Origin of the sequence: Pseudohongiella sp., from assembly GCF_040877505.1 — a bacterium.
Lineage (GTDB): Bacteria > Pseudomonadota > Gammaproteobacteria > Pseudomonadales > Pseudohongiellaceae > Pseudohongiella.
On record NZ_JBBDNQ010000013.1, the window covers coordinates 93059 to 114437 of the forward strand.

Sequence of the window (21379 nt, forward strand, 5' to 3'; positions counted from 1 at the left end):
ACAGCGAGGAATGACACATGCCGTTGAGCAAAATGGATTTCGATTTCTACGAGTCCGAAGATCCGATCTGGAACCCGGCGTTGATGGCCATTCCGATTCCGGGCATCCGCAAGATGGTCAACCTGGCCGCCGAGATGGACGACGTCATTCATCTGTCTATTGGTCAACCCGACCTGCCGGTGCCGGACCACATCATCAATGCAGCCATCGAGGCCATGCAGCGCGGCCAGACCGGCTACACCATGGACGCAGGGCTGCCAGAACTGCTTGAGTCGCTGGCTATCTATTATGGTGAACGCAACGGCCGTACCTTGACCCCTGACAATATCATGGTCACCACCGGCGCCACCGAAGCATTGTACCTGGCACTGACGGCGGTCTCCGCCCCGGGTCGGCATTTCATCATTCCATGCCCGGCCTTTCAGCTTTACGGCCCACTCATCCGGATGAACGGCGGGGAAGTCACCGAGGTGAAGACCCGCGCGGAAAATAATCACCAGCTGGACCCTCAGGATGTAATCGACGCCATGGAACCGCATACTTATGGCATTGTGCTCAATTCACCCAGCAACCCGACCGGCACCGTGTACCCACGGGAAACACTGGAAACCATCGTCGAGGAAGCCGCCTATCGTGGCATCCAGATTATCAGCGACGAGGTATATGACCACCTGATCTATGATGGCAAGGAATATCCATCGGTACTGTCTTGCTGCAGCGATCTGGATCATGTCATTGTGGTCAGCAGTTTCTCGAAAAGTTACAGCATGGCCGGCATGCGGATCGGCTGGATGATTGGCAGTCAGGGCGCAATCAAGAAGCTGCGCCGCTATCACATGTTTACTACCACCGTGGCCAACACGCCATGCCAGTGGGCAGGTGTTGCTGCCCTGCACGGCGGCAACGAATTCATTGACCATATGCGCGCCGAATATACCCGCCGCCGCGATCGCCTGGTTGAACTGGTGGAACAGACGCCGCATTTGACCGGCTACCGGCCGGACGGTGCTTTTTACCTGTTCCCCTCGCTGCCCGAAGGGGCGAATGGGACCAACGTTGCACTGCGCCTGCTCAAGGAAACAGGCGTGTGCACGATACCGGGAGAGACCTTTGGCAGCCATTGCAAAAATTCTCTGCGCCTGAGTTATTCAATTTCCCTGGAGCAGATTGAGGCTGCGTTCGCGCGCATCATTCCCTGGATGGAGCAACAAAATTTTGACTGACAGGCGATGGGTACCAGGTGCCCGTCAGAGGACACCCGTAGCGGTTTCGCCGAGCGCGCACACCAGCAGCCGCCGCTCCAGTCTCGCCTTCAGCCCTTCAGGCGACGCCAGCGCCATGCGCGTCAGCAAGACATCATAGCGGGCTGCGCGGCCACCTTTCAATAAAGCGCGCATCGTCGTCAACATTGTTCCGGTGGTGGTTGCCGTTTTTGCTTGCAACCATTTCAAAGCACGCGCCAGCACCAACTCGTCATCAGTGAAATCGTGGCCAAACGGAAACGCGGGAAACAACTCGCGATTGTCTGCCTGCGCAAACAACTTGTTGATTGCATCCGGGGTGTTTTGCTGCCACTGCGAGGGAATTTCAAAATCAGCTTCAATCTTGCCCGCCTGCTTGGCCTGCGCCAGCAGTTTCGGTTGAAACCGGGCATCCGCAATAGCGATCAGCCGACGATAAACCTCCTCGTCGGGCTGCCCCCTCAGATCGGCAATGCCGTACTCGGTAATGACAATATCCCGCAGATGCCTGGGCAGGGTGCAATGTGCATAGCTGAAGACAATATTGGAGCGGGTTTTGCCGTTCTTTTCGCGGGTACTTCGCAGGGTGACGATGGAGCGGGCATCGGGCAGTTCATGTGCCATGGCTACAAAATTGTATTGCCCGCCAACGCCGCTGAGAACGCGCCCATCTTCCAGTCCGTCGGAGATTGCTGCCCCGCTGAGGGTATGCATCATCGCCGAATTGATAAACCGGCTGTGGATCCGCTGAGCAACTTTAAGTCGCTGATTGCCGAAACGATGATCAAACAGGTCATTGGTGAAATTCACACTGGTCATACAAATCTGGTCGCGCTGCTTCGGAGTGAGTTTGTGCAGTTTTTCATAAAAGGCCTGTGAACCCAGAAAAAAACCGCCGTGCATGACCACCCCGCCCGACGCTGATCTGTTATCAGTGGGTGGTTTTTCGCTTCCATTGTTCAGCGCTTCCTGCAGCGCGACATCGTCGTATACCTTGCGCGTAAGCACACCAGTCTCGATCAAGTGGATAAAACCTTCCATCATCATTTCGCTGCAACCGTAAAGGCCCTGAGTAAATGGACCGGTACCACCACACTGCCGGGCAACCGGAAAACGCTGGTCCATCTCAAGTTGATCGTAGAAGCCTCGCCATTGCTGGTTCTGCTGATGCCGCAAAATTGTACTGTGTACCAGCGCAGTCCCCAGCGAGCCGATGCCAACCTGCAAGGTACCACCATCTCGCAATAGCGTACTGGCATAAAAACCAATCAGGTGATCCTGCGCGCTGACTGCGCTTTGGGGGACGGAAAACAGCGGATACTCTGTGGACGGACTATCCAGCACCACGTCAAAAGTCTGCGCTGCCACCGCCGCGTGATTACCCATATAGGGTAGCGCTGCATTGCTCTCTGCCACCAGTGCGACAGGCACGCCATTGGCCTGACGCTGTTGCAACAGGGGAATCAGATCCAGCGTCAGGTCAGGATTGCTGCTCAGGCTGAACATCTGCTTTTCCCCAGTCCTGCCGCTTGCCAAACCAGGTGAAGAGTCGGGTGCAGAGTCGGGTGCAGAATCAGATGAAGAGTCAGGTGCCACCATTTGTGCAATAACATTGAGCCCTTGCGCCATCAAGTCGCGCACCGCGTGCGTGTAATTGCTGCAGACATAGTCACGCTGTTGCTGCGACTGATCAAGAAAACTGCCTGCCTGAAAGAAAAATTCCGATACTTTGACATTGTCAGGCAACTTCCCGGCCGCAGCGTCGCGGGCATATTCAAGCTCGGGAACCTTGCCGTACAGTCGCTCCAGAAAAGGCTCAAGAAAGCGGCGTTCCATAGCCGAACTGCTCTGCGGTATCTGTAGCGAAAGACCGGTGACGATATGCAGTTTAAGTCCGGCATCCTTGCACGCTCGTCGATAAAGAGCGTTGGTAAAGCGCAGAGGTTTACCAACGCCCAACGGCAAGCCCAGCACAATATCGTGACCCACCCGGTCGATGACAGCCTGAACAGCCTCATCGCTACCCGACACCTGCATGGGTCCGTTTGCTGTCATGAATCGTTTCCTTTGCCTTGGTTTTTTGTGCTCTGGTTTTTTGTGCTCTGGTTTTTTGTGCTCTGGTTTTCTGTGCCCTGGTTTCCTGTGCCTCCATTCCCTTTTGTAATGCGACTGCCGGCCATCACGAGTCCTTGTTTGATCCCCCGCCCGCCTTTCCTGAGCTGACTTCCGAACCGACTTTCGCGGGATGCCCCTTCCACCCGCCGCCGATTACGCTGCACGCGTTTTGCCTCCGGTAACTCTGCACATAAAGCATCATTGACCTTGTCCAGATTCCAGGGCACCGGCCCAAGGCTGACCGGTAGCACCGGCAGACCTGCCATATCTTTACCGATTGCGGTCACCGCAGCAGCGATGGTTGCCTGTTGGGCAGCCGAGGGCTGACCCTGTGCAGCGACCAGCTGATCCATGGCCGTAACAACCACCAGCACCCCGGGCTTGCGACGTCGGGGGTGAGATTCGAACCAGGCATCAAATCGTTGTTGCAGGCGTACATCCAGTTCACGGGCGGGACGATTGCCGCGAATCGCCCATACCACCAGGTCAGCCTGCGTCATTTCCTTGAGCATTCTGTCGAAATTCCGGTTCGCGCCATCCAGCCCCTCACTGTCCAAAAAATGGCACGCGATACCATCCAGTTCCACCGGATAGGTGACCAGATCCGGCGTGGTAGCAGCTGCATCCGTCTCCGCGCGATCGGTCGCCAGCAGGGCATTGATGAGGGTCGATTTGCCTGCGCTGGTCTGGCCCAGAAACAGGACTCGCACGGGCATGTCAGGCAGCGCCATGCGTTCGTCGTCTGCCTTGCTGGTAGAAAGCTGTATCTGCATCAATTCTCTGTCAGAAAAGCGCAATCGGCCAGAGTAAAGCTCGATGGCAGCGTAGGCGACTTCTTCCAGGAGCACAGCCTGCATGACGCCCATCATGTTCTCGGTCACATAACCGGAGTTGCCACCGGAGACTATCTGTTCGAGCTCACGCAGAATCCCGGCGGCCGGGTTGAATGCAAACCGGGCCACACGGCCGCTGCCCTGCGCAACCTTCCACAACACGTTGGCTCGGTTGCGCTGGCGCCACAACCAGTAGAGTGTTGCCAGAGAAACCTGGTCAGAAAACGGTAATTTGCTGCGTAGGTGTTCGCGATAACGTGAGGCGGTGGATTCGAGCAGCAGCAATGCTTCTGGCAAAGTGAAAGCCAGTGCGCTCTTGTTTTTGCCATCCAGCCCGGCAGCAACTTTGTTCACTACCGCCAGTGCGTGTTCGGGCAAATCCTCCCAGGGCAATGCTGTGCGGGTAAGCGCTGAAATATGCTGCCCGACATCAGCGAAAACGGCTTTTTCTGACGGCAGCCAGTCAGGATCGGGTTCTACCGAAAGATCCGCCGCGCCAGCATCGGATTCAGCCTCTGTCCGCCAGCGTCGGCGCAGAATATGACGCAGCAACAGCACCGCCGCACTGATCAGCAGACTGGCAGCAAGAAACCACAGAATCGCGTTGTGTTGCAGTAACCACAGAAAACCGAGCAGAATCAACAGTCCAAATGGTAAACCCAGCACAAAGACCACCAGCAGATGATCCCAGCGCAAAAACGCCCGGCGCAATTTTTCATTTCCTGTCACGGCGCGCCCTCCGCAAAGCATCTGTGTACAGGGCCCGCAATTCCTGGGTGTCGATGGCCAGCCCCTGTTGGGTGCGGTGGAGGTAGAACGCTGCCGCTCGCCCCAGGGCATAGGTAGCGGCAAAACTGATGGTGCCCGATGCGGCAGCGCCTGCCGTCTGCCCGTATACCGGAATCAATTTGGCCAACTGACGAACAGCGTAACTGGCACCAAACCTGACAGCGACACCTGTGCCCAAGGCTACCGTAAACTCGGTCATGCGCGCCCGTGTCCATTCCACCGCGTAATGTTTGCCCAATGTGCGCAGCATGGCTGCCTGCAGCGTTGGCACAGTGACGGCACCCACGACCGGTGCCACATCAGATGCACCTGCAGCACTGGCATACCAAAGCACCCTGGCACGCAGCCCGGCGAAAGCCCGGCGCTCGGCATCACGGCGCTCCTCACGCGCCAGCAGCAAGGCCACTTCGGGCATGATGTCATCCAGGTGCGTTACCAGGGTCTCGATACCGGTGTCGACCTCGGCAGCCTGATCAGGCAGGAGAATGGTTTCGACGTAGGCCAGCGTCTGATCTGCGGCTTTCTCGAATGCCTGCTGGACCTGCTCACGCGCGCGGAACCGGGCCTGCTCATCAGGCAGCAGATCGGCACCGTTATGCACAATAACAATAGGCGTTTTCGGTCGACGTTTGCGTACCGCCGCAATTGCTGCAGACACCTCGCCCTGAACCGGATCATCCAGGCGCGCGACAGCCAGCAGCACATGGCTACGCCGTTCACAGGCGTGCAGGTCATCCGCGGGATCGTACCCCGACTCGCCCAGGCCGCGTGTATCCAGAAATCGCATGACAGGCAGATCTTCAGGAAAATTGAGCATGGCGGCGGTGCGGGTACAGGGCTCAAAGCCATTGCCCACTTCCGCTTCGCTCAGGCCAGTCAGCGCCTGGATCAACGATGATTTACCGGCGCCGGTTTTGCCCAGCAGCCAGATGACCGGCAGAGTATGACTGAGCTGATCGGCTGTACTGGCCTTGACGCCTGGCTCATCGACGCCATTGCCATCGCTCTGGGCAAGCATCTGCCAGAGGCGCTCAAAGTATCGATTCATGAGTGGTCCGTGTACTGGTGCATGGCTAACATGGGTGTTGGCACCAGTATACGCACGGAGGTGGTGGGGTTGCCAGCGGCGCCGTTCGCCGCCGGCTCATTCCGACAGGCGTTTCAGCCAAACTGGTTCATGGTGTTATCCTTGCCTGACGCCTTCAGGGCATTGCTACCCGAGAAGTACTCCTTGTGGTTGTCGCCAATGTTGGAGCCCGCCATATCCTGATGCTTGACACAGGCCAGACCACGACGGATTTCCTGGCGTTGAACTTTACGCACATACGCCAGCATTCCCTGCTCACCGAAGTAGTCCTTTGCCAGATCATCCGTGGACAAAGCCGCCGTGTGATAAGTCGGCAGGGTAATCAGGTGATGGAACACACCCGCCATCTGCGCGGCATCGCGCTGGAAGCTCTGAATACGGTCATCAGCCTCCTGTGCCAGGTCGCTTTCATCATAGTCAACGCTCATCAGCTTGTCGCGCTGGTACTCAGACACGTCGCGCCCTGCTTCTGCCCAGGCATCGAATACCTGTTGACGGAAGCTCAGGGTCCAGTTAAACGAAGGGCTGTTGTTGTAGACCAGTTTGGCCGTGGGTTCAATTTCCCGAATTTGGTTGACCATGCTGGCAATTTGCTGCAAATGCGGTTTTTCGGTTTCGATCCACAACAAGTCCGCTCCGTTCTGCAACGAGGTCACGCAATCCAGCACCACGCGTTCGACGCCGGTGTCCGGCTTGAATCGCACCAGCCCATTGGCCAGGCGTGTCGGTCTGATATTGGTGTTACCCCGGCGCAACAACATGTCACCTGACTGCAACTGATCCAGTGAGGTGATCTCCTCACCATCAATAAAGGCGTTATACTGGTCATTAAGGTCGCCCGGACTTTGAGATACCGGAATTTTCTGGGTCAGGCTGGCACCGAGTGAATCAGTACGCGCCACAATCACGCCATCCTCAACACCAAGCTCCATGAAGGCATAACGAACCGCATTGATCTTGGCCAGAAAGTCCTCGTGCGGCACGGTGACCTTGCCATCCTGGTGGCCACACTGCTTGGCATCGGATACCTGGTTTTCGATCTGTATACAACAGGCGCCGGCTTCGATCATTTTTTTCGACAGCAGGTAAGTTGCCTCTTCATTACCAAATCCGGCATCAATATCGGCGATGATGGGCACGATGTGGGTCTGAAAGTTGTCGATTTTGTTCAGAGCAGCTTTTTGCGCCACCTGATCTCCCGATGCGCGCGCTGCATCCAGGTCCTTGAACAGATGATTCAGTTCACGCGCATCAGCCTGACGCAGGAAGGTATACAGTTCTTCTATCAGCGCTGGCACAGCTGTCTTTTCATGCATGGATTGGTCGGGCAACGGGCCGAACTCGGAACGCAGCGCGGCAATCATCCAGCCGGACAGGTAAAGGTAGCGCCCCTTGGTGCTCTGAAAATGTTTCTTGATGGAGATCATTTTCTGCTGCCCGATAAAGCCGTGCCAGCAACCCAGCGACTGGGTGTACTGACCGGGATCCCGGTCATAGGCGGCCATGTCTTTCCGCATGATGCCTGCGGTGTAGCGGGCAATATCCAGCCCGGTCTGGAACCGGTTCTGCAATCGCATGCGGGTAATGTAGTCAGGGTTGATACCGCGCCATGCATCCCCTTTTGCTGCGAGTGTGCGGTTGGCCTGGTCCATCTGTTGCTGGTAAGTTGTCATAGTGCTTTCCTCTCAATAATATTGTTGTGACTGTGCTTAAGGGTTAAAGAGTTAAGGAGTTAAGGAGTTAAAGAGCCAAGGACTAAAAAAAGTGACACCTCAAGGTCGGCTTTTAGCCAGAGCGCGATAGTGGTGCAGAATAAATTCGGTATAGCCGTTGGGCTGGCTCTGACCCGCAAAGATCAACGCTTTGGCGGCCCGGAAGGCCAGACTGTGCTCAATATCCGTGGCCATGGGCCGGTAGGCGGCATCATTCAGATTCTGTTGATCCACCACCACAGCCATGCGCCGCAGCACACTCAACACCTGATGCTCGCTGCAGATACCATGCAGTAACCAGTTGGCAACATGCTGGCTGGAGATACGCAAGGTGGCCCGGTCCTCCATCAGACCTTGCTGATGAATGTCCGGCACTTTAGAGCAGCCGACCCCGTGATCAATCCAGCGCACCACGTATCCCAGAATTCCCTGAATATTGTTTTCCAGTTCCCGGGCAACGGCTTCGTCGGTGAGTGCATGCCCGGCAGGCATCAGCGGTATAGTCAGCATGTCAGCCAGAGCAGCGCGCGAACGTGAACGCAGCGCTTGTTGCCGTACCGGAACATTGACCTCATGATAATGCAAGGCATGCAGGGTCGCGGCGGTGGGTGATGGCACCCAGGCAGTCGTTGCACCGGCCCGCGGCTGTGCAATCTTGCTGTCCATCATGCCGGCCATGTCATCGGGCTTTGGCCACATGCCTTTGCCTATTTGTGCCCGGCCAGGAAACCCACAGGCCAGTCCGACATCCACGTTGTTGTCTTCATAGGCGCGGATACAGGCCTGATCCTTCAGCTGAGTTTTGGGCAAAAAAGCGCCGGCGTGCATGCTGGTGTGAATCTCGTCACCAGTACGGTCAAGAAATCCGGTGTTGATGAACACCACCCGTTCCTTTGCGGCAGCGATGCAGGCCATCAGATTGACTGACGTGCGCCGCTCCTCATCCATAATGCCCATCTTGATGGTGTTGGGCGGCAGCTTGAGCAGATCCTCCACCCGCTCAAACAAGGTGACGGTGAATGCAACTTCCTCAGGCCCGTGCAGTTTCGGTTTGACAATATAGATGCTGCCACAACGGGAATTGCGTAACGCACCGCTGCCATCCAGCGACGCAACCAGTGCCGTCACCACAGCGTCAATAATGCCCTCTGGCACTGGCTGGTTGTTTGCATCGTGCATCAGTTCGCTGTCCATCAGCAAACCCACATTGCGAATCAGCATGAGAGCACGGCCCGGTAATTGACCCTGTGTTCCATCCGCAGCGATGAAGGTTTTGTCCGGGTTAAGTTTGCGCAGTCGGGATTTGCCGTCTTTGACAAGCTCTACGCTGAGGTCACCACGCACCAGGCCCAGCCAATTGTGGTAGACCTCCAGCTTGTCATCGGCATCAACCGCCGCCACCGAGTCTTCACAGTCCATGATAGTGGTCAGCGCCGATTCCACCTTGATATCCTGAATACCTGCCTGCGCCTTACTGCCAATGGCACCCGTGCGATCAAACTCAATGTCTACATGCAATCCGTGATTACACAGAATGATTGAATCAGGTTGCTCCGGGGATCCTGTCAGCCCTGTCCACTGCCCGGGCTGGCGCAGTGCGGTACGGGTGCCGTTGACAAGTTCGACCACTAGCCGGGCCTCGTCAATCAGGTAAGCAGTAGCCTGATGGTGCGACCCATCAGCCAGCGGAAACGCACGATCAAGAAAATCCCTGGCATAACGAATAACCTCAGCACCGCGTTTTGCGTTGTAGCATGAGCCTGCAGCCAGCTCCCCCTCATCAGGAATCAGGTTGCTACCATAGACGGCGTCATACAGGCTGCCCCAGCGAGCATTGGCTGCATTCAGTGCAAAGCGGGCGTTCTTGACCGGCACCACCAGTTGCGGGCCGGCTATACAGGCTATTTCGTCATCCACTGCCTGCGTGGTGATGGCCACGGCGGCCGGTTCGGGCAGCAGGTAGCCGATTTCCTGCAAAAACCGGCGATAGGCGTCCGGGTCATGCGCCGGGCCTGTCCCCTGCCCCGCTTGCTGCTGATGCCACCGATCAATCTGTCGCTGCAGGTCATCCCTCCGCGCCAGCAAGTCCCGGTTGCGTGGCGTCAGTTCCGCGACCAGACTTGCGAAGCCCTGCCAGAATGCAGGAGCGTCCAGGTCGGTCAAGGGTAATACCTGTTCTGTGATGAACTGGTAAAAACGTGGGTTGATGGCGCCCGGGTATAGCGAGCCTGATAGCTGTTGCGTGGCTGTTTGCAGTTGCGTGGCTGTTTGCATGCCGATCTCCGTTTAATCCGTTTCCATCCGTTCTGTCAAAGTGACACCGTGGTGGATTGCTTAAGACCGGCACAGTGTATAGAATTAAAATTAATAATTTGACAATTAAAATTTCACATTGTTAATTTCACAAAATAGCACCTGTCAGCAGTAAAACCGCGCCAGGGCCTGAATCGAGGGTGGGATATCATGAAAAGCCATGCCAGTCTGATGCGTCAGTCACACTTTTTGGGCACCAAAATTCGCAATCTGCGCAAACAACACCATCTGACCCTGGAGGACCTCTCTGCCCGTTGCATCAAGATTGACCCCGAGGCGGCCCCTTCGGTGTCCTACATCTCCATGATCGAACGCGGTAAGCGCGTGCCGGGCAAAGACATGTTGACTATCATTGCCGCAGTTTTTCAGAAAGAGATTGACTGGTTTATGGACGATGCCGTGTCAGAGGCGGCGATCACACCCGTCAAATCGGGCCACGGCGGCATCAGCGGCATGGCACTGGAACCAGGCTTCTTGTTCAGCGACAACATCCTGCAGATTGCAATTCCGGAAATGCTGGCCCAGACCGGTACCACCGGCCGTCAGTTTGCCCATCTGCTGATACGGGCGCATCAGGAGCACCATCGCAATCATTTCCCCGATCTGGAGCGCGCCGCCGAGGATATAGGCCTGAAACGCATGCCTCTGCATGTCGATGATTTAATGGCTATCGTGGGAAAGCTGGGCCTGACCATCAAGTGGTTTACCCGCACCCCCAAAGAAGTCCTGGATGAAACCGGGGCCCGCTCAAAAAGTACCGTTCGTTCCTTTTTTGATCCGCCCGGCACGCTCTATCTGAATGAATTGCTGAAGGCAGAACCCGCAAGGTTAAAATATGACCTGGCGCTACATATCGGACATTGCACACTGCACAACAAAGATGGACTAAAGAGTGTGCTGCTGGCGGGCCGGAACCAGAGCAATACCGGCAGCACGAACAGCGCAAAATCCTTTCAACCTGACGCCCAGGATATTCTTGGCGCTTGGCGTGACTTTGAATGCAGCTTCTTTGCCGGCGCCCTGCTCTGCCCGCGCATCCCGTTCCGACAATTGCTGGAGCGTAACAGCTACGAAGTCAGTGTGCACAGACAACTGGACGTTTCACCCTCGGTGGTGATGCGACGGATGACCGCGGTATCTTCCTACCCGCACTGGCACTATTTTGATGCTTACCCGCCCGGCACCCTCAAGGCGGTCTACCGCGGCAACGGCATCCCGCTGCCATGGGGCAATATGCGTCTGGTTGAAGATCCTTGCCAGAACTGGTCAGTGTTCCGCATGATCAACAACGACAGCGCCGACAGCTCAGCGCAGATATCCGTTCTGGAGACCAGCAATGGCCCCCGAATATATTGCTGCGAATCAGTCAACGTGGAAGACATGGCCGGCAATCCCCATGTCCTGTGCGCCGGCATTGATCTGAACCCGGTGCTTGATACCCAGGGCCGTGCGGCCAGCGAACTGGCCGCCAGTCTGAAAGAAGCCTGCGTCAGGGGCGGTGGCAATGCCGACATCCCCACCTCCATCCGCAAGAATCTGCTCAGTGCTGCCAGGATACTCAACATTGGCTGGATAGAGCGTGGCATCAGCAATCCGGCACGGGTAATCTGCTCACGCGGGTCAGTGTGCCCGCGCACGCCAGCCTGTTATCCGGCAGTTGAGTCGCCTGATACACTAACGGTAATGGAGAAGATGCAACAGGCGATTCGGCAGGAGTGTTAACAGGACTGTTTGATTGCAAAGCGTGATACACTTCAGAAATCGGGTCTTTTTATTCAAGAGTTTGCAATGTCCGTGAGTGTCATATCCAAAGCTTTCCAGCTCGTAAACTGGGGACAACTTTCTGTCACCCGAACTCATTGTCCCTTGTGCGATACTAGGCGATTTTTTGTAAAACTCGATTCAACAGATATCGCCATCAGGTGCCTTTCCTGCCAAGCGTCACTCGTCACACTTTCTCTTGTAAATGTGCTTCGAAGTGCCGTGGATATCTCTGAAAGCTCAGTTTACGAACTCTCTGCCAGAGGGCCTTTGGTTAGCTACCTGAAAAAGGCCTGCAAGGACCTGACCTGTTCGGAATTTTTTGATGACATAGCGCCCGGTTCCTACAGGAATGGTGTTGTATGTCAGGATGTACAGCAACTGACTTTCAAAGACCAGACTTTTGATGTGTGCACCTCCCTGGAGGTTTTCGAGCATGTTCCGGCGGACGACAAAGGCTTCGCCGAGGTATATCGGGTGTTAAAGGACAAAGGAATTTTTGTCTTCACCGTGCCTTTGGACTTGAGCGCCGATACATTGGAGCGGGCCACACTCGGCGTGGACGGCAAAATCGAACACTTGACCTCACCGGAGTATCATATCGACCCCCTACGCAACAACGCCCCGATACTCGCGTTCAGAACTTACGGCCTGAACATCGTGAATAGTTTGATAGCGGCAGGATTTCAACGTGCAGAGATTCGACAAAGTAAACTGTTTAGTCCTTGGGGGTATGCAAGGCCAGTCGTAGTAGCGTATAAAAAATGGGCGCCCGACCATGAATTACAGTCAGACCCATTGCTTGTGCACCATGCCACTGGATCTATCGGGTAAGCAGAGGCCTGATAATGGTGCGGACGGGGAGACTCGAACTCCCACACCTTGCGGCACTGGAACCTAAATCCAGCGTGTCTACCAATTCCACCACGTCCGCCTGCGATACCGGGGTCCTGTCCGCTGCTCTTTCATCTGCGGGCCCCCGGCACGAGGAGCGGCGCATTATACCCAGTTAATCAGCGCCTGTCAGTGTCAGTTTGCGCGCATGTCCTCGATTTGCTGCTGCAGGCGCAATACCGTCTGATTGACCTGCAAGCGGTATGCGTCGATCGCTTCAACGGCTTCTTCCACCCGCATCAGACGGTCATTCAGGCCGCCTGATGCGCCTTCCGCCGTGCTTATCTCCGCGCGCAGGTTCACTACTTCCTGAGCCACACCACGCATCTCCTGGACCGTTGCATTCATGGTGTTGACACGCGAGGCCAGCCCTTCCGAGGCCTCACGCAGGTCGGCGATGCTGCGGCGGGTTTCTTCCACCAGATTGGTGGTCTGCACAAGACGCTGGTTGGTCTCCTCAACGGCAGTCAGATTCTCCTGAGATCGCGTCTCGGTGATCGCGACGCGACCGGTCAGATCGGTCACATCTGCGTTGGTAGCATTGCGTGCGGCCCACAACTTATCGATCTCGGAAAAATTGAAGTCAACCCGCTCAATAATATTGCCCGTGGTCTCCTCGGCAGAATCACCTACCATGGCCAGCCGGTCCTCAAGATCCATGATCCGGCTGTTGGCCTGATCCATGCGCCTGAGATTTTCCTCATATACTGTATACGCCAGCCCCGCACCCGTCAGAATAGCCAGGCTCAGCACACCCAGCATGATACGGACCGGCCAGGTGCTGACTTTGATGGTTTCGGCGTAACTGACATTTTTTACCAGATCAGGCTGTCGACGCGCCTGCTGACGGTCTGCAACCTCATCCCGGTCGGGCACCATTGACGGTATATCACCCAGATCATCATTGTCTCGCATCGTTCTTGTCCTCAATGCATTGGCACGCTTGCATACGCTTGGCGTGTATTGTAGACGCAATGCAGGTCCGGCGGCAAAGCCTCTCTGGCCCTCTTTATTTAGCCTCGCTGAGGGCTCGCTGTGATCGAGCTAAGGATTTGTCTGCCTTGAAACACCGGGCGTTGTGATTTATGCTGACAGACCATGTAAACATGACTTTTATTCATGGATTTAACGAGGTTTGTATGAAATTAGAATTGCCCGCTCTACCCTTCGCAGCCAATGCGCTGGAACCGCATATGTCTGCTGACACACTCGGGTTTCACCACGGTAAACACCACAAAACCTATGTAGACAAAGGCAATGAGTTGCTGGCGGATGCCGGTGTAGACGCTGACAATCTGGAAGACCTGGTCCGTGCCAGCGCCAAAGTCGGTGGCCCGCTGTTTAACAACGTGGCCCAGGTCTACAATCACACGTTCTTCTGGAACAGCATGAAACCTGCAGGCGGCGGTGCTCCAAGCGGCGCCATTGCCGACAAGATCAATGCCGATTTCGGCAGTTACGACGATTTCCGGAAAGAGTTCGTCGCAGGCGGTGTCGGCCAGTTCGGCAGCGGCTGGGTCTGGCTGGTGCTCGATGGTGGCAAGCTGAAGATTGCAAAAACACCCAATGCTGAAACCCCGCTGACCACAAGCGCCAAACCCGTTCTGGTCTGTGATGTGTGGGAGCACGCCTACTACCTGGACTACCAGAATCGTCGTCCGGACTTCCTGGCAGCGTTTCTGGATAACCTGGTCAACTGGGATTTCGCCAACAAGAACCTGGCCTGATTGCAGCCCCCCGGACTCCGCTGCGCCCTCTTCCCGGGGAGCGCAACGGAGTGCGTCCGGGGCAGATGTTAATCAAATCCCCGGACGACCATGATGACGGTGCTTGGCCACGGCTGCGATGAATTGTTTGTTCACTGTACCGGGGCCTGATTTCGTCTGCTTTTTCCCTTCCCGAGACGATTCCAACACGCCCTCATCGTCACTGCCGTCAGGCAATTTCCGCTGCACTCCAACCTTGTCAAGCAGCGCTGAGGACGCGCCCAACGCCAGTATGGTCTTGCCATGCAAATACTGATGGCTTATAAATTCCTGCACTGCCAACAAGGTCATAAGCTCATCTACGCCCACATCTCCATCAGGCAACACCACGGCATCAAAAAGCACCGACGGTGAATTTTCAAATGTCGCATCGGCCTCCAGCGAGCTGCCGTCCGAGGTTTCCACCTGGCCCAGATGAGCGGCAATAACAACGGTGACCGCACCGGCTGCTGTCAGCGCTGTCATGGTCTCCAGCAAAGCCTTGCCCGCAATACCATCAACAGCGAGCAGCGCGATCTTGCGGCTACGGATGCCACCGTCGCCAGGCAAGGCTGTCAAGGACAGTGCCGGGGATACAGTGACCTCTGGAATCGCCAGATTCGGCAGCGCCAGGGGCATGGCCTGTGGCACCGCCATGCCAAGCCCTTTGGCAACCCCCTCTGCCAGCTCAGGGGCAACATTAACCAGTGATGAAAGCATACGCTTACGAATAGCCGGCACCGTCACCTTGGACAACTCGAACCGGAAACCCCCAACTATATGTTCCTTTTCCCAGTCCTTCTGACTGTTCCAGAACAACGTGGACTGAGTGTAATGATCGGCAAATTTTTCCGGTTTGCCACGAACTTTGTCTTCCTTGACGTTTTGTGGGAAAGACATAAAACCCATGCTGCCGGTCTGGAATGGACAACCGCCGCCAAGCGAGTTGGGTTCGTAGGCAACACGACCCCGATTCAGGGTCTGGCGGTGGATGCCGTCTCGCTGATTGTTGTGGACCGGCGCTATCGGGGAATTAATCGGCAGCTCATGAAAATTCGGTCCACCCAATCTGGATATCTGCGTATCGACATATGAATGAATACGGCCTGCCAGCAAAGGATCGTTACTGAAGTCAATGCCGGGGACGACATGAGCGGTACAAAATGCGACCTGTTCGGTTTCGGCAAAAAAATTATCAGGATTCCGATTCAACATCATGCGACCGACAGGCCGAATGGGAACCAGTTCCTCAGGCACGATTTTGGTGGCATCCAGCACATCAAAACTGTACTTCTCGGCTTCCTCTTCACTGAATATCTGCAGACCCAGTTCCCACTCCGGGAATTCACCTGACTCTATGGCATCCCATAAATCGCGGCGATGGAAATCATTATCCGCGCCCTGTATTTTGGTGGCCTCATCCCACACCAGTGAGTGCGTACCTAATTTGGGTGTCCAATGAAATTTGACAAATTTTGATTCGCCACTCTCATTGACCAGGCGAAAGGTGTGTACGCCAAACCCCTGCATCATGCGATAGCTGCGCGGAATACCGCGGTCAGACATTGCCCACATCAGTGTGTGCGTGGTTTCAGGCATCAGTGAGGCAAAGTCCCAGAATGTATCATGCGCAGAACCTGCCTGCGGCATCCCGTTATGAGGTTCTGGTTTAACAGCATGGATCAGATCCGGGAATTTTATGGCGTCCTGAATAAAAAATACCGGAATATTGTTGCCAACCAAATCCCAATTTCCTTCATCCGTGTAAAACTTGACGGCAAAACCTCGCACATCACGCGCGGTATCAACAGAGCCACGTTCGCCAGCCACAGTCGAAAATCGAACGAAAACAGGTGTGCGCTTGCCTTTTTTGGCAAATGGTGCCGCTCGGGTCACGTCTGCCAGAGACTCGTAAGCTTCAAAATAACCGTGTGCCGCCGATCCTCGCGCATGCACGATTCGCTCCGGTATGCGCTCGTGATCAAAATGCGTTATTTTCTCCCGCAGGATAAAATCTTCTAACAAGACAGGACCGCGCAAACCGGCTTTCAGTGAGTTTTGGTTGTCAGCGACAGGGACACCCTGATTAGTGGTAAGGCGCTGCCCGCTGGCATCCGCACGGACGCGTTCAAGAGACGCAATGGTCGCATTGCAGCCAGCTTCTGCTGCATGCCCGGTCTTTGGGGAAAAGCTTTCTTCAGTCGCCGTGCTGGCGGTGACCCGGCTGCTTTTGGGCGAATTGATATCACCTTGTGGCGGGGACAAGGCATTGTCATGACCGTGCTCCAGCGACTTGTTTTTGTTAAACGGCATCTTCGCAACCAACTCCTGTGTATCCTGGGCCAACGATTCGTTTGCCATTTTTTTGTCTGATGTTGAATTATTTCTGGTCATGAATGCAGCTCCAGTGAGCTCGATCCGCTCGACAGATCAAGCAATAGAAAGTGAGTATTTTTTAGAAATATTTTTATTAGCAACATTTGTCAGCATACGCCGCCTTATCAACTCGCATCGGTGTGCTGGCGCACGGACGCGTCATTCGGGTCAATCCAGCCGGCTACCTGCTTAATTGGTGGTTGCGCCGCAGATAAAAAAAGGCGCACTCTCAATTGAGTGCGCCTTTTTCATTTCACTACGGGCAGCAGTAGTACTGCTTGTAAACGTTGCCGGCAAAAATACACTGCCCGCCTTAGAGACCCGCTTTCATTGTCGCCATTTCCTTGCCTAACGCAGCCAGGTCCAATGATGATTTTTTGACCTTGGGAAACATTTCGTCTTCCTCTTCCTTGACATGATGCTCAATCTGTTCAGAAAGGACCTTTACTTTTGCATCAAACAGGCTTTCATCACCCTTCATGGCTTTAAGTTGTTTTATAAGATCTTTGGCCCCCGCGTGCTCGACAATACCTTCCTTGACCACGCCTTTGGCACCTTTAACCTCTTCAGCGACGGCTGGATAGAATATCTCTTCCTCTAGTGTCATGTGGACAAGCAGCTCTTTACTGATTTTATCAACCAGCTTCTTTTTACCTGTCGCATCCTCGGATTTGAGCTTTTCGAAGTCTGCGAACACTTTCTCCACTTTGCGGTGATCACTCATCAACATGGCTACTGCATCGTTGCTGTCTTTACTATCTGATTTGGCTGTCATAGGAATCCTTTAACACTGCGCGGGACGAAAGCTGGCAAACGAGTACTTAAGTATGATCGCCAGCAGAGTGATGATCGGACTGGGAATGCCGAGAAAAAAAAGGAGTATTGATCGCATTATTTGAATCCTCTTACAGGTTTCAGGTCATTAGAAATGATCACGATGGCTATCAGCTTGATTCACGTCGACTGCCGATAGGCTATGGAATTCTCAGCTATATTCCCTCGTTGGCGGCATCTCTTCGGTGCGCTACTACACGCTATGTTAATCATTTCAGAAAAAAAATGGCCCCGAAGGGCCATTTTTTAATCATTCGTCAATAAGCTTGTTAACGACTGCATTAGAAAGTCAGACGCAGTCCCAGACCCATCAGGTCATCGTCGGAATTGCGGCTGTAAGTCAAGGTGCCCGCCAATGCTGGCAAAAACTGATACACCAGCCCGACACCCGGTGTTGTATCTTCATCGCCCTGGCCCAGATCAGTATGCTTTACAGCAACAACAAGCTCGGCTTCCGGGCTCAGATTCATGCGCGCACCCAGCTCGAACTGCGCACCCTCACTGTCATCGCCAAAAGTAACGCTGCCTAGACGTCCGCGGACATCGTACTCGATGTAGCTGACAGTGCCGTATACACTTGCTGTTTCGTTGCGGCCAAAAACGTAGCCCAGGCCGACTGACTGAATATCACCATCCAGGTCAGCTCCGGGTGAATCGTCATCCAGTCCCAGATCCGTGAAACTGGCCACGGCCAGAATTCTGTCAAAAAATTCCAGGCTGGCATTCACGCCAAACCCGTCGATCTCGACGCCACCAGACTCACCCTGGAGATAGCTGCCCTCAATATAGCTATAGTCAGATGCATCTGCCAGAGCCAGCCCTGGCGCTATCAGACCTGTGAACAATAACGATTTGATATTCTTCATTAATTCTCTCCCCTCATCCATAAAAATGCTGTATACAGCCAAACAGACAGGCTGCGTCGGGAGTATAGCAGAGTGGCAAGGCCGCACGTTCGGTAACCCCAAAACAAAAACCCGGCGGACAATCAGTGATCGTCCGCCGGGCTTCTTTCTGCCGTCAAGTCTGGGTCAGAACTGACCCTTGAAGCCAATGGCAAATGTAGGGCCGTACTCTTCAAACTGATAAGTGAAGTTCTTCGAACCCTGATACAGCTCCAGAGCCTCATCGGTCAGGTTGGTCAGCTCCGCCACCAGTTCAAAGCGCGGGCTGAAGCGGTAGGATGCCGTCATGTCCACCTGGGTGTGCGGCGCCACGTACAGGTCAAACTGCTCGGTGTCGCCCACTTCGCTGAGAAACTTGTCGCGATAGGAGACACTCAATCGTGCGCTGAACAGTTCATTTTCATAACCCACGTAGAAGTTACCCGAACGCTCCGCCGCTTCCGGCAGGGCAAACGACTCACCGGCACGCTCGTCGATTTCCAGATCGGTATCCAGCGCAGTCAGGTTGAGACCGGCCAGAAAACCCATCAGGGATTCATTGAACATTTCGAAACCTTGCTGCACATTGAACTCAATGCCGGTTACTGAGGCTTTGGTACCGTTGATGGGCTGGTCGACTTCGAATCCGGCGAATTCCGGATTTTGTGTGGTGGAGAAGTCAACGATGTAATCGTCTATATCTTTATGGAACACACCGGCAGAGATCACACCCGAGTTGCCGTAGTACCAGTCCGCCAGCAAATCGAAGTTGGTGGATTTGTAGGGATCCAGATCCGGGTTGCCCAGTTCGATTTCCATGTCTTCGCGGTTGATCTGCGAGCGTGGCGAAATATCACTGAAGCTGGGGCGGGCAATGGTGTTGCTCCAGGCTGCGCGAACCACAAGATTATCGACAGGCTCGTAGCGCAGGTGCAGGCCAGGTAACACATCGGTGTATTTTGCGGATACAGAGCGGGCACTGATGCTGAGATCACCATTTTCATCGAACAACAGCTCGTTGCCATCGGCAGTATAGTCAGTGCGCTCGATGCGGGCACCCGCAATCACGCGAACCCGATCCAGATCCCAGGTACCCATCATGTAGCCAGCTGTCACATCTTCTTCAGCGCTGAAATCCTGCGCCGAATTAAGTGCCAGATTCTCTTGCACATCCTGAGGTCGAGCCTTGAAGTCACTGCGATTTCTGTTATAGAAATCAACAAACGCCGATGAACTGATACCCTGACCAAGATCGCTCAATCCATAGGACGGCGCGCCAGTAGTAAACTGTGATAGCAGAACATCCGGCGTATCACGCTCTTCGAATTCGTTAACATCAGCAACTTTGTCCTTGAACCGGCCATCAATACCGGTCTTGACGGTCAGGGATTCGATGCCGAAGGCCATTGGCACTTCCATATTGAGTGCAAAATTGAAATCATCGTCATCGACTGAGATCGGTTCGAGTACTACACGATCGAGCTCATAAAGGCTGTTATCCAGGTAGCCAACGGCAGGGGCACCATTCTCCGTAAACGTATAGTTGGGTATACCCTGACCAAACTGCACGTTGGCTCCCAGCGCGTCACCGGTCTTTTCGAAACGGCCCTCTTTCTCATCCGGTACACGTTCGTCCGTGGTAGATATACCAACGTTATAGTCCAGCGACCAGGTCTGGAAATCATGCTCACCACCGGCAGCAAATGCCAAGGTATCCTGCTCTTTGGTACGGAAACGGATGCGACGCCGGAAACTGTCTTCCGGGATATCGCTGTAAGTCACATTACTGCCATCGTAAGCAGTAATGGTGGCATCTTCAAAAACGAACACATTACGCTGGCGGGTTTCCGCATCACTGAATTCGCTGTACACGGTGTTGGCATAGAAGCGCGTGTTTTCGTCAGCCTGATACTCCAGATTCAGGTTAAAACCAAGACGTTCACGTTCAACAAAATATTTTCGCTCGTTGACTTCCAGCAACGTAAAAACGTCGTCGCCATTAAATTCCAGGAAATCGTAGACCGGCTCAATATTGTCTGACTCCAGTTTTCGGTTCAGGTAGTTCAGGCCAAACGAAATGCCAATGTTGTCGGTGCCGCCGAAACCATCCACCACGTCACTGAAGTTGAACTGAGCCTTGGGGCTGGTTTCACCACTCAGGTCATTGTGGGAGCCTTCCAGGCGGTAGGTGATCTGACGGCCATCACGGTCAAAGGCCGATGCCGAACTCACGTTAATGGAACCACCCACGGCGTCACCGGGCATATCCGGTGTAGGTACTTTGACAACTTCAATACCATCGACAGAACCGGTGGGGATAACATCCAGCGGCACTGCGCGCGAGCCGTCCTCAGGCGTACCGATACGCATACCATTGATAGTCACCGTACTCAAACCGGCGGACACGCCGCGCACGCTGACAAAACGGCCTTCGCCCTGATCGCGGGAAATGGACAAACCGGGAAGGCGTTGCAAAGACTCGGCGACATTCTGATCAACAAACTGCCCCATGTCGTCAGCAGAAATGTAATTGGCTACGGCGTCAGACTCGCGGTACAGGCCCAGCGCCCGGTTGGCTGCTTCACGTTGACCAAACACCGTGATCGTTTCCAGAGCCGGATCCTGTGTTGCAGTCTGTGCGGTGCCGGTGGTGCTCAGACCCGCCAGCATGATGGCAGTGGCCAGTCTGCGACCGGTAAATGGCGCTTGTTTGTTCATTGCATCGCTCCGTTCTTATGTGGGAATCGGGGGGAGCTTAGCGAGCCTTTGTGACGACGCCGTGTCAACACCGTGAC

14 protein-coding genes and 1 tRNA gene are annotated in these 21379 nt (G+C 54.7%); 4 read left to right on the forward strand and 11 right to left on the reverse strand.

The genetic code is table 11. The annotated features are described in order from the left end of the window. Positions 1–17 precede the first annotated feature (17 nt). Entirely contained in the window at positions 18–1223 is a 1206-nt protein-coding gene (locus WD071_RS04380; protein WP_368047119.1) for a pyridoxal phosphate-dependent aminotransferase, read from the forward strand. Between the two features lie 24 nt (positions 1224–1247). Here the strand turns inward: WD071_RS04380 and WD071_RS04385 are convergent, their stop codons facing one another. The 5 genes from WD071_RS04385 to WD071_RS04405 all read right to left on the reverse strand — a co-directional run bounded on the left by WD071_RS04385 (position 1248) and on the right by WD071_RS04405 (position 10051). Further along, the gene (locus WD071_RS04385; protein WP_368047120.1) at positions 1248–3296 is read right to left on the reverse strand and encodes an acetyl-CoA hydrolase/transferase C-terminal domain-containing protein; all 2049 of its coding nucleotides are present in this window, start codon (positions 3294–3296) and stop codon (positions 1248–1250) included. Continuing rightward, entirely contained in the window at positions 3293–4918 is a 1626-nt protein-coding gene (locus WD071_RS04390; protein ID WP_368047121.1) for a GTPase family protein, read from the reverse strand. Before WD071_RS04390 ends, WD071_RS04385 begins: the two co-directional genes overlap by 4 nt. After that, positions 4905–6026: a YcjF family protein gene (locus WD071_RS04395; protein ID WP_368047122.1), complete on the reverse strand. Its 1122-nt coding sequence runs from the start codon at positions 6024–6026 to the stop codon at positions 4905–4907. Before WD071_RS04395 ends, WD071_RS04390 begins: the two co-directional genes overlap by 14 nt. A gap of 113 nt (positions 6027–6139) precedes the next feature. Beyond that, positions 6140–7738: an isocitrate lyase gene (locus tag WD071_RS04400; RefSeq protein WP_368047123.1), complete on the reverse strand. Its 1599-nt coding sequence runs from the start codon at positions 7736–7738 to the stop codon at positions 6140–6142. Between the two features lie 99 nt (positions 7739–7837). Then, positions 7838–10051, reverse strand: coding sequence for a malate synthase G (locus tag WD071_RS04405; protein ID WP_368047124.1), 2214 nt, complete (start codon positions 10049–10051; stop codon positions 7838–7840). Positions 10052–10240: 189 nt separating this feature from the next. Between WD071_RS04405 and WD071_RS04410 the strand changes: the two genes are divergently transcribed. Both WD071_RS04410 and WD071_RS04415 read left to right on the forward strand, forming a co-directional pair. Further along, positions 10241–11812: a DUF3612 domain-containing protein gene (locus WD071_RS04410; protein ID WP_368047125.1), complete on the forward strand. Its 1572-nt coding sequence runs from the start codon at positions 10241–10243 to the stop codon at positions 11810–11812. Between the two features lie 261 nt (positions 11813–12073). Then, complete coding sequence (locus WD071_RS04415; RefSeq protein ID WP_368047126.1) at positions 12074–12685, forward strand: class I SAM-dependent methyltransferase; 612 nt, start codon at positions 12074–12076, stop codon at positions 12683–12685. Between the two features lie 15 nt (positions 12686–12700). Here the strand turns inward: WD071_RS04415 and WD071_RS04420 are convergent. Both WD071_RS04420 and WD071_RS04425 read right to left on the reverse strand, forming a co-directional pair. Beyond that, positions 12701–12785, reverse strand: a tRNA-Leu gene (locus WD071_RS04420). A gap of 95 nt (positions 12786–12880) precedes the next feature. Further along, on the reverse strand, positions 12881–13660 hold the full coding sequence (locus WD071_RS04425) for a hypothetical protein (protein WP_368047127.1): 780 nt from the start codon (positions 13658–13660) through the stop codon (positions 12881–12883). A gap of 224 nt (positions 13661–13884) precedes the next feature. Here WD071_RS04425 and WD071_RS04430 point away from each other — a divergent pair, with 224 nt between their 5' ends. Continuing rightward, the gene (locus WD071_RS04430; RefSeq protein WP_368047128.1) at positions 13885–14472 is read left to right on the forward strand and encodes a superoxide dismutase; all 588 of its coding nucleotides are present in this window, start codon (positions 13885–13887) and stop codon (positions 14470–14472) included. A gap of 72 nt (positions 14473–14544) precedes the next feature. Here WD071_RS04430 and WD071_RS04435 read toward each other — a convergent pair whose 3' ends face one another. The 4 genes from WD071_RS04435 to WD071_RS04450 form a co-directional block, all read right to left on the reverse strand. After that, positions 14545–16884 (reverse strand): catalase, encoded by a 2340-nt coding sequence (locus WD071_RS04435; protein ID WP_368047129.1) that lies wholly within the window; start codon positions 16882–16884, stop codon positions 14545–14547. A gap of 295 nt (positions 16885–17179) precedes the next feature. Continuing rightward, on the reverse strand, positions 17180–17641 hold the full coding sequence (locus WD071_RS04440) for a hemerythrin domain-containing protein (protein ID WP_368047130.1): 462 nt from the start codon (positions 17639–17641) through the stop codon (positions 17180–17182). Positions 17642–17981: 340 nt separating this feature from the next. Continuing rightward, complete coding sequence (locus WD071_RS04445) at positions 17982–18566, reverse strand: outer membrane beta-barrel protein (RefSeq protein WP_368047131.1); 585 nt, start codon at positions 18564–18566, stop codon at positions 17982–17984. 165 nt (positions 18567–18731) lie between these two features. Then, positions 18732–21302, reverse strand: a complete 2571-nt coding sequence (locus WD071_RS04450; RefSeq protein ID WP_368047132.1) for a TonB-dependent receptor — start codon at positions 21300–21302, stop codon at positions 18732–18734. Positions 21303–21379 lie beyond the last annotated feature (77 nt).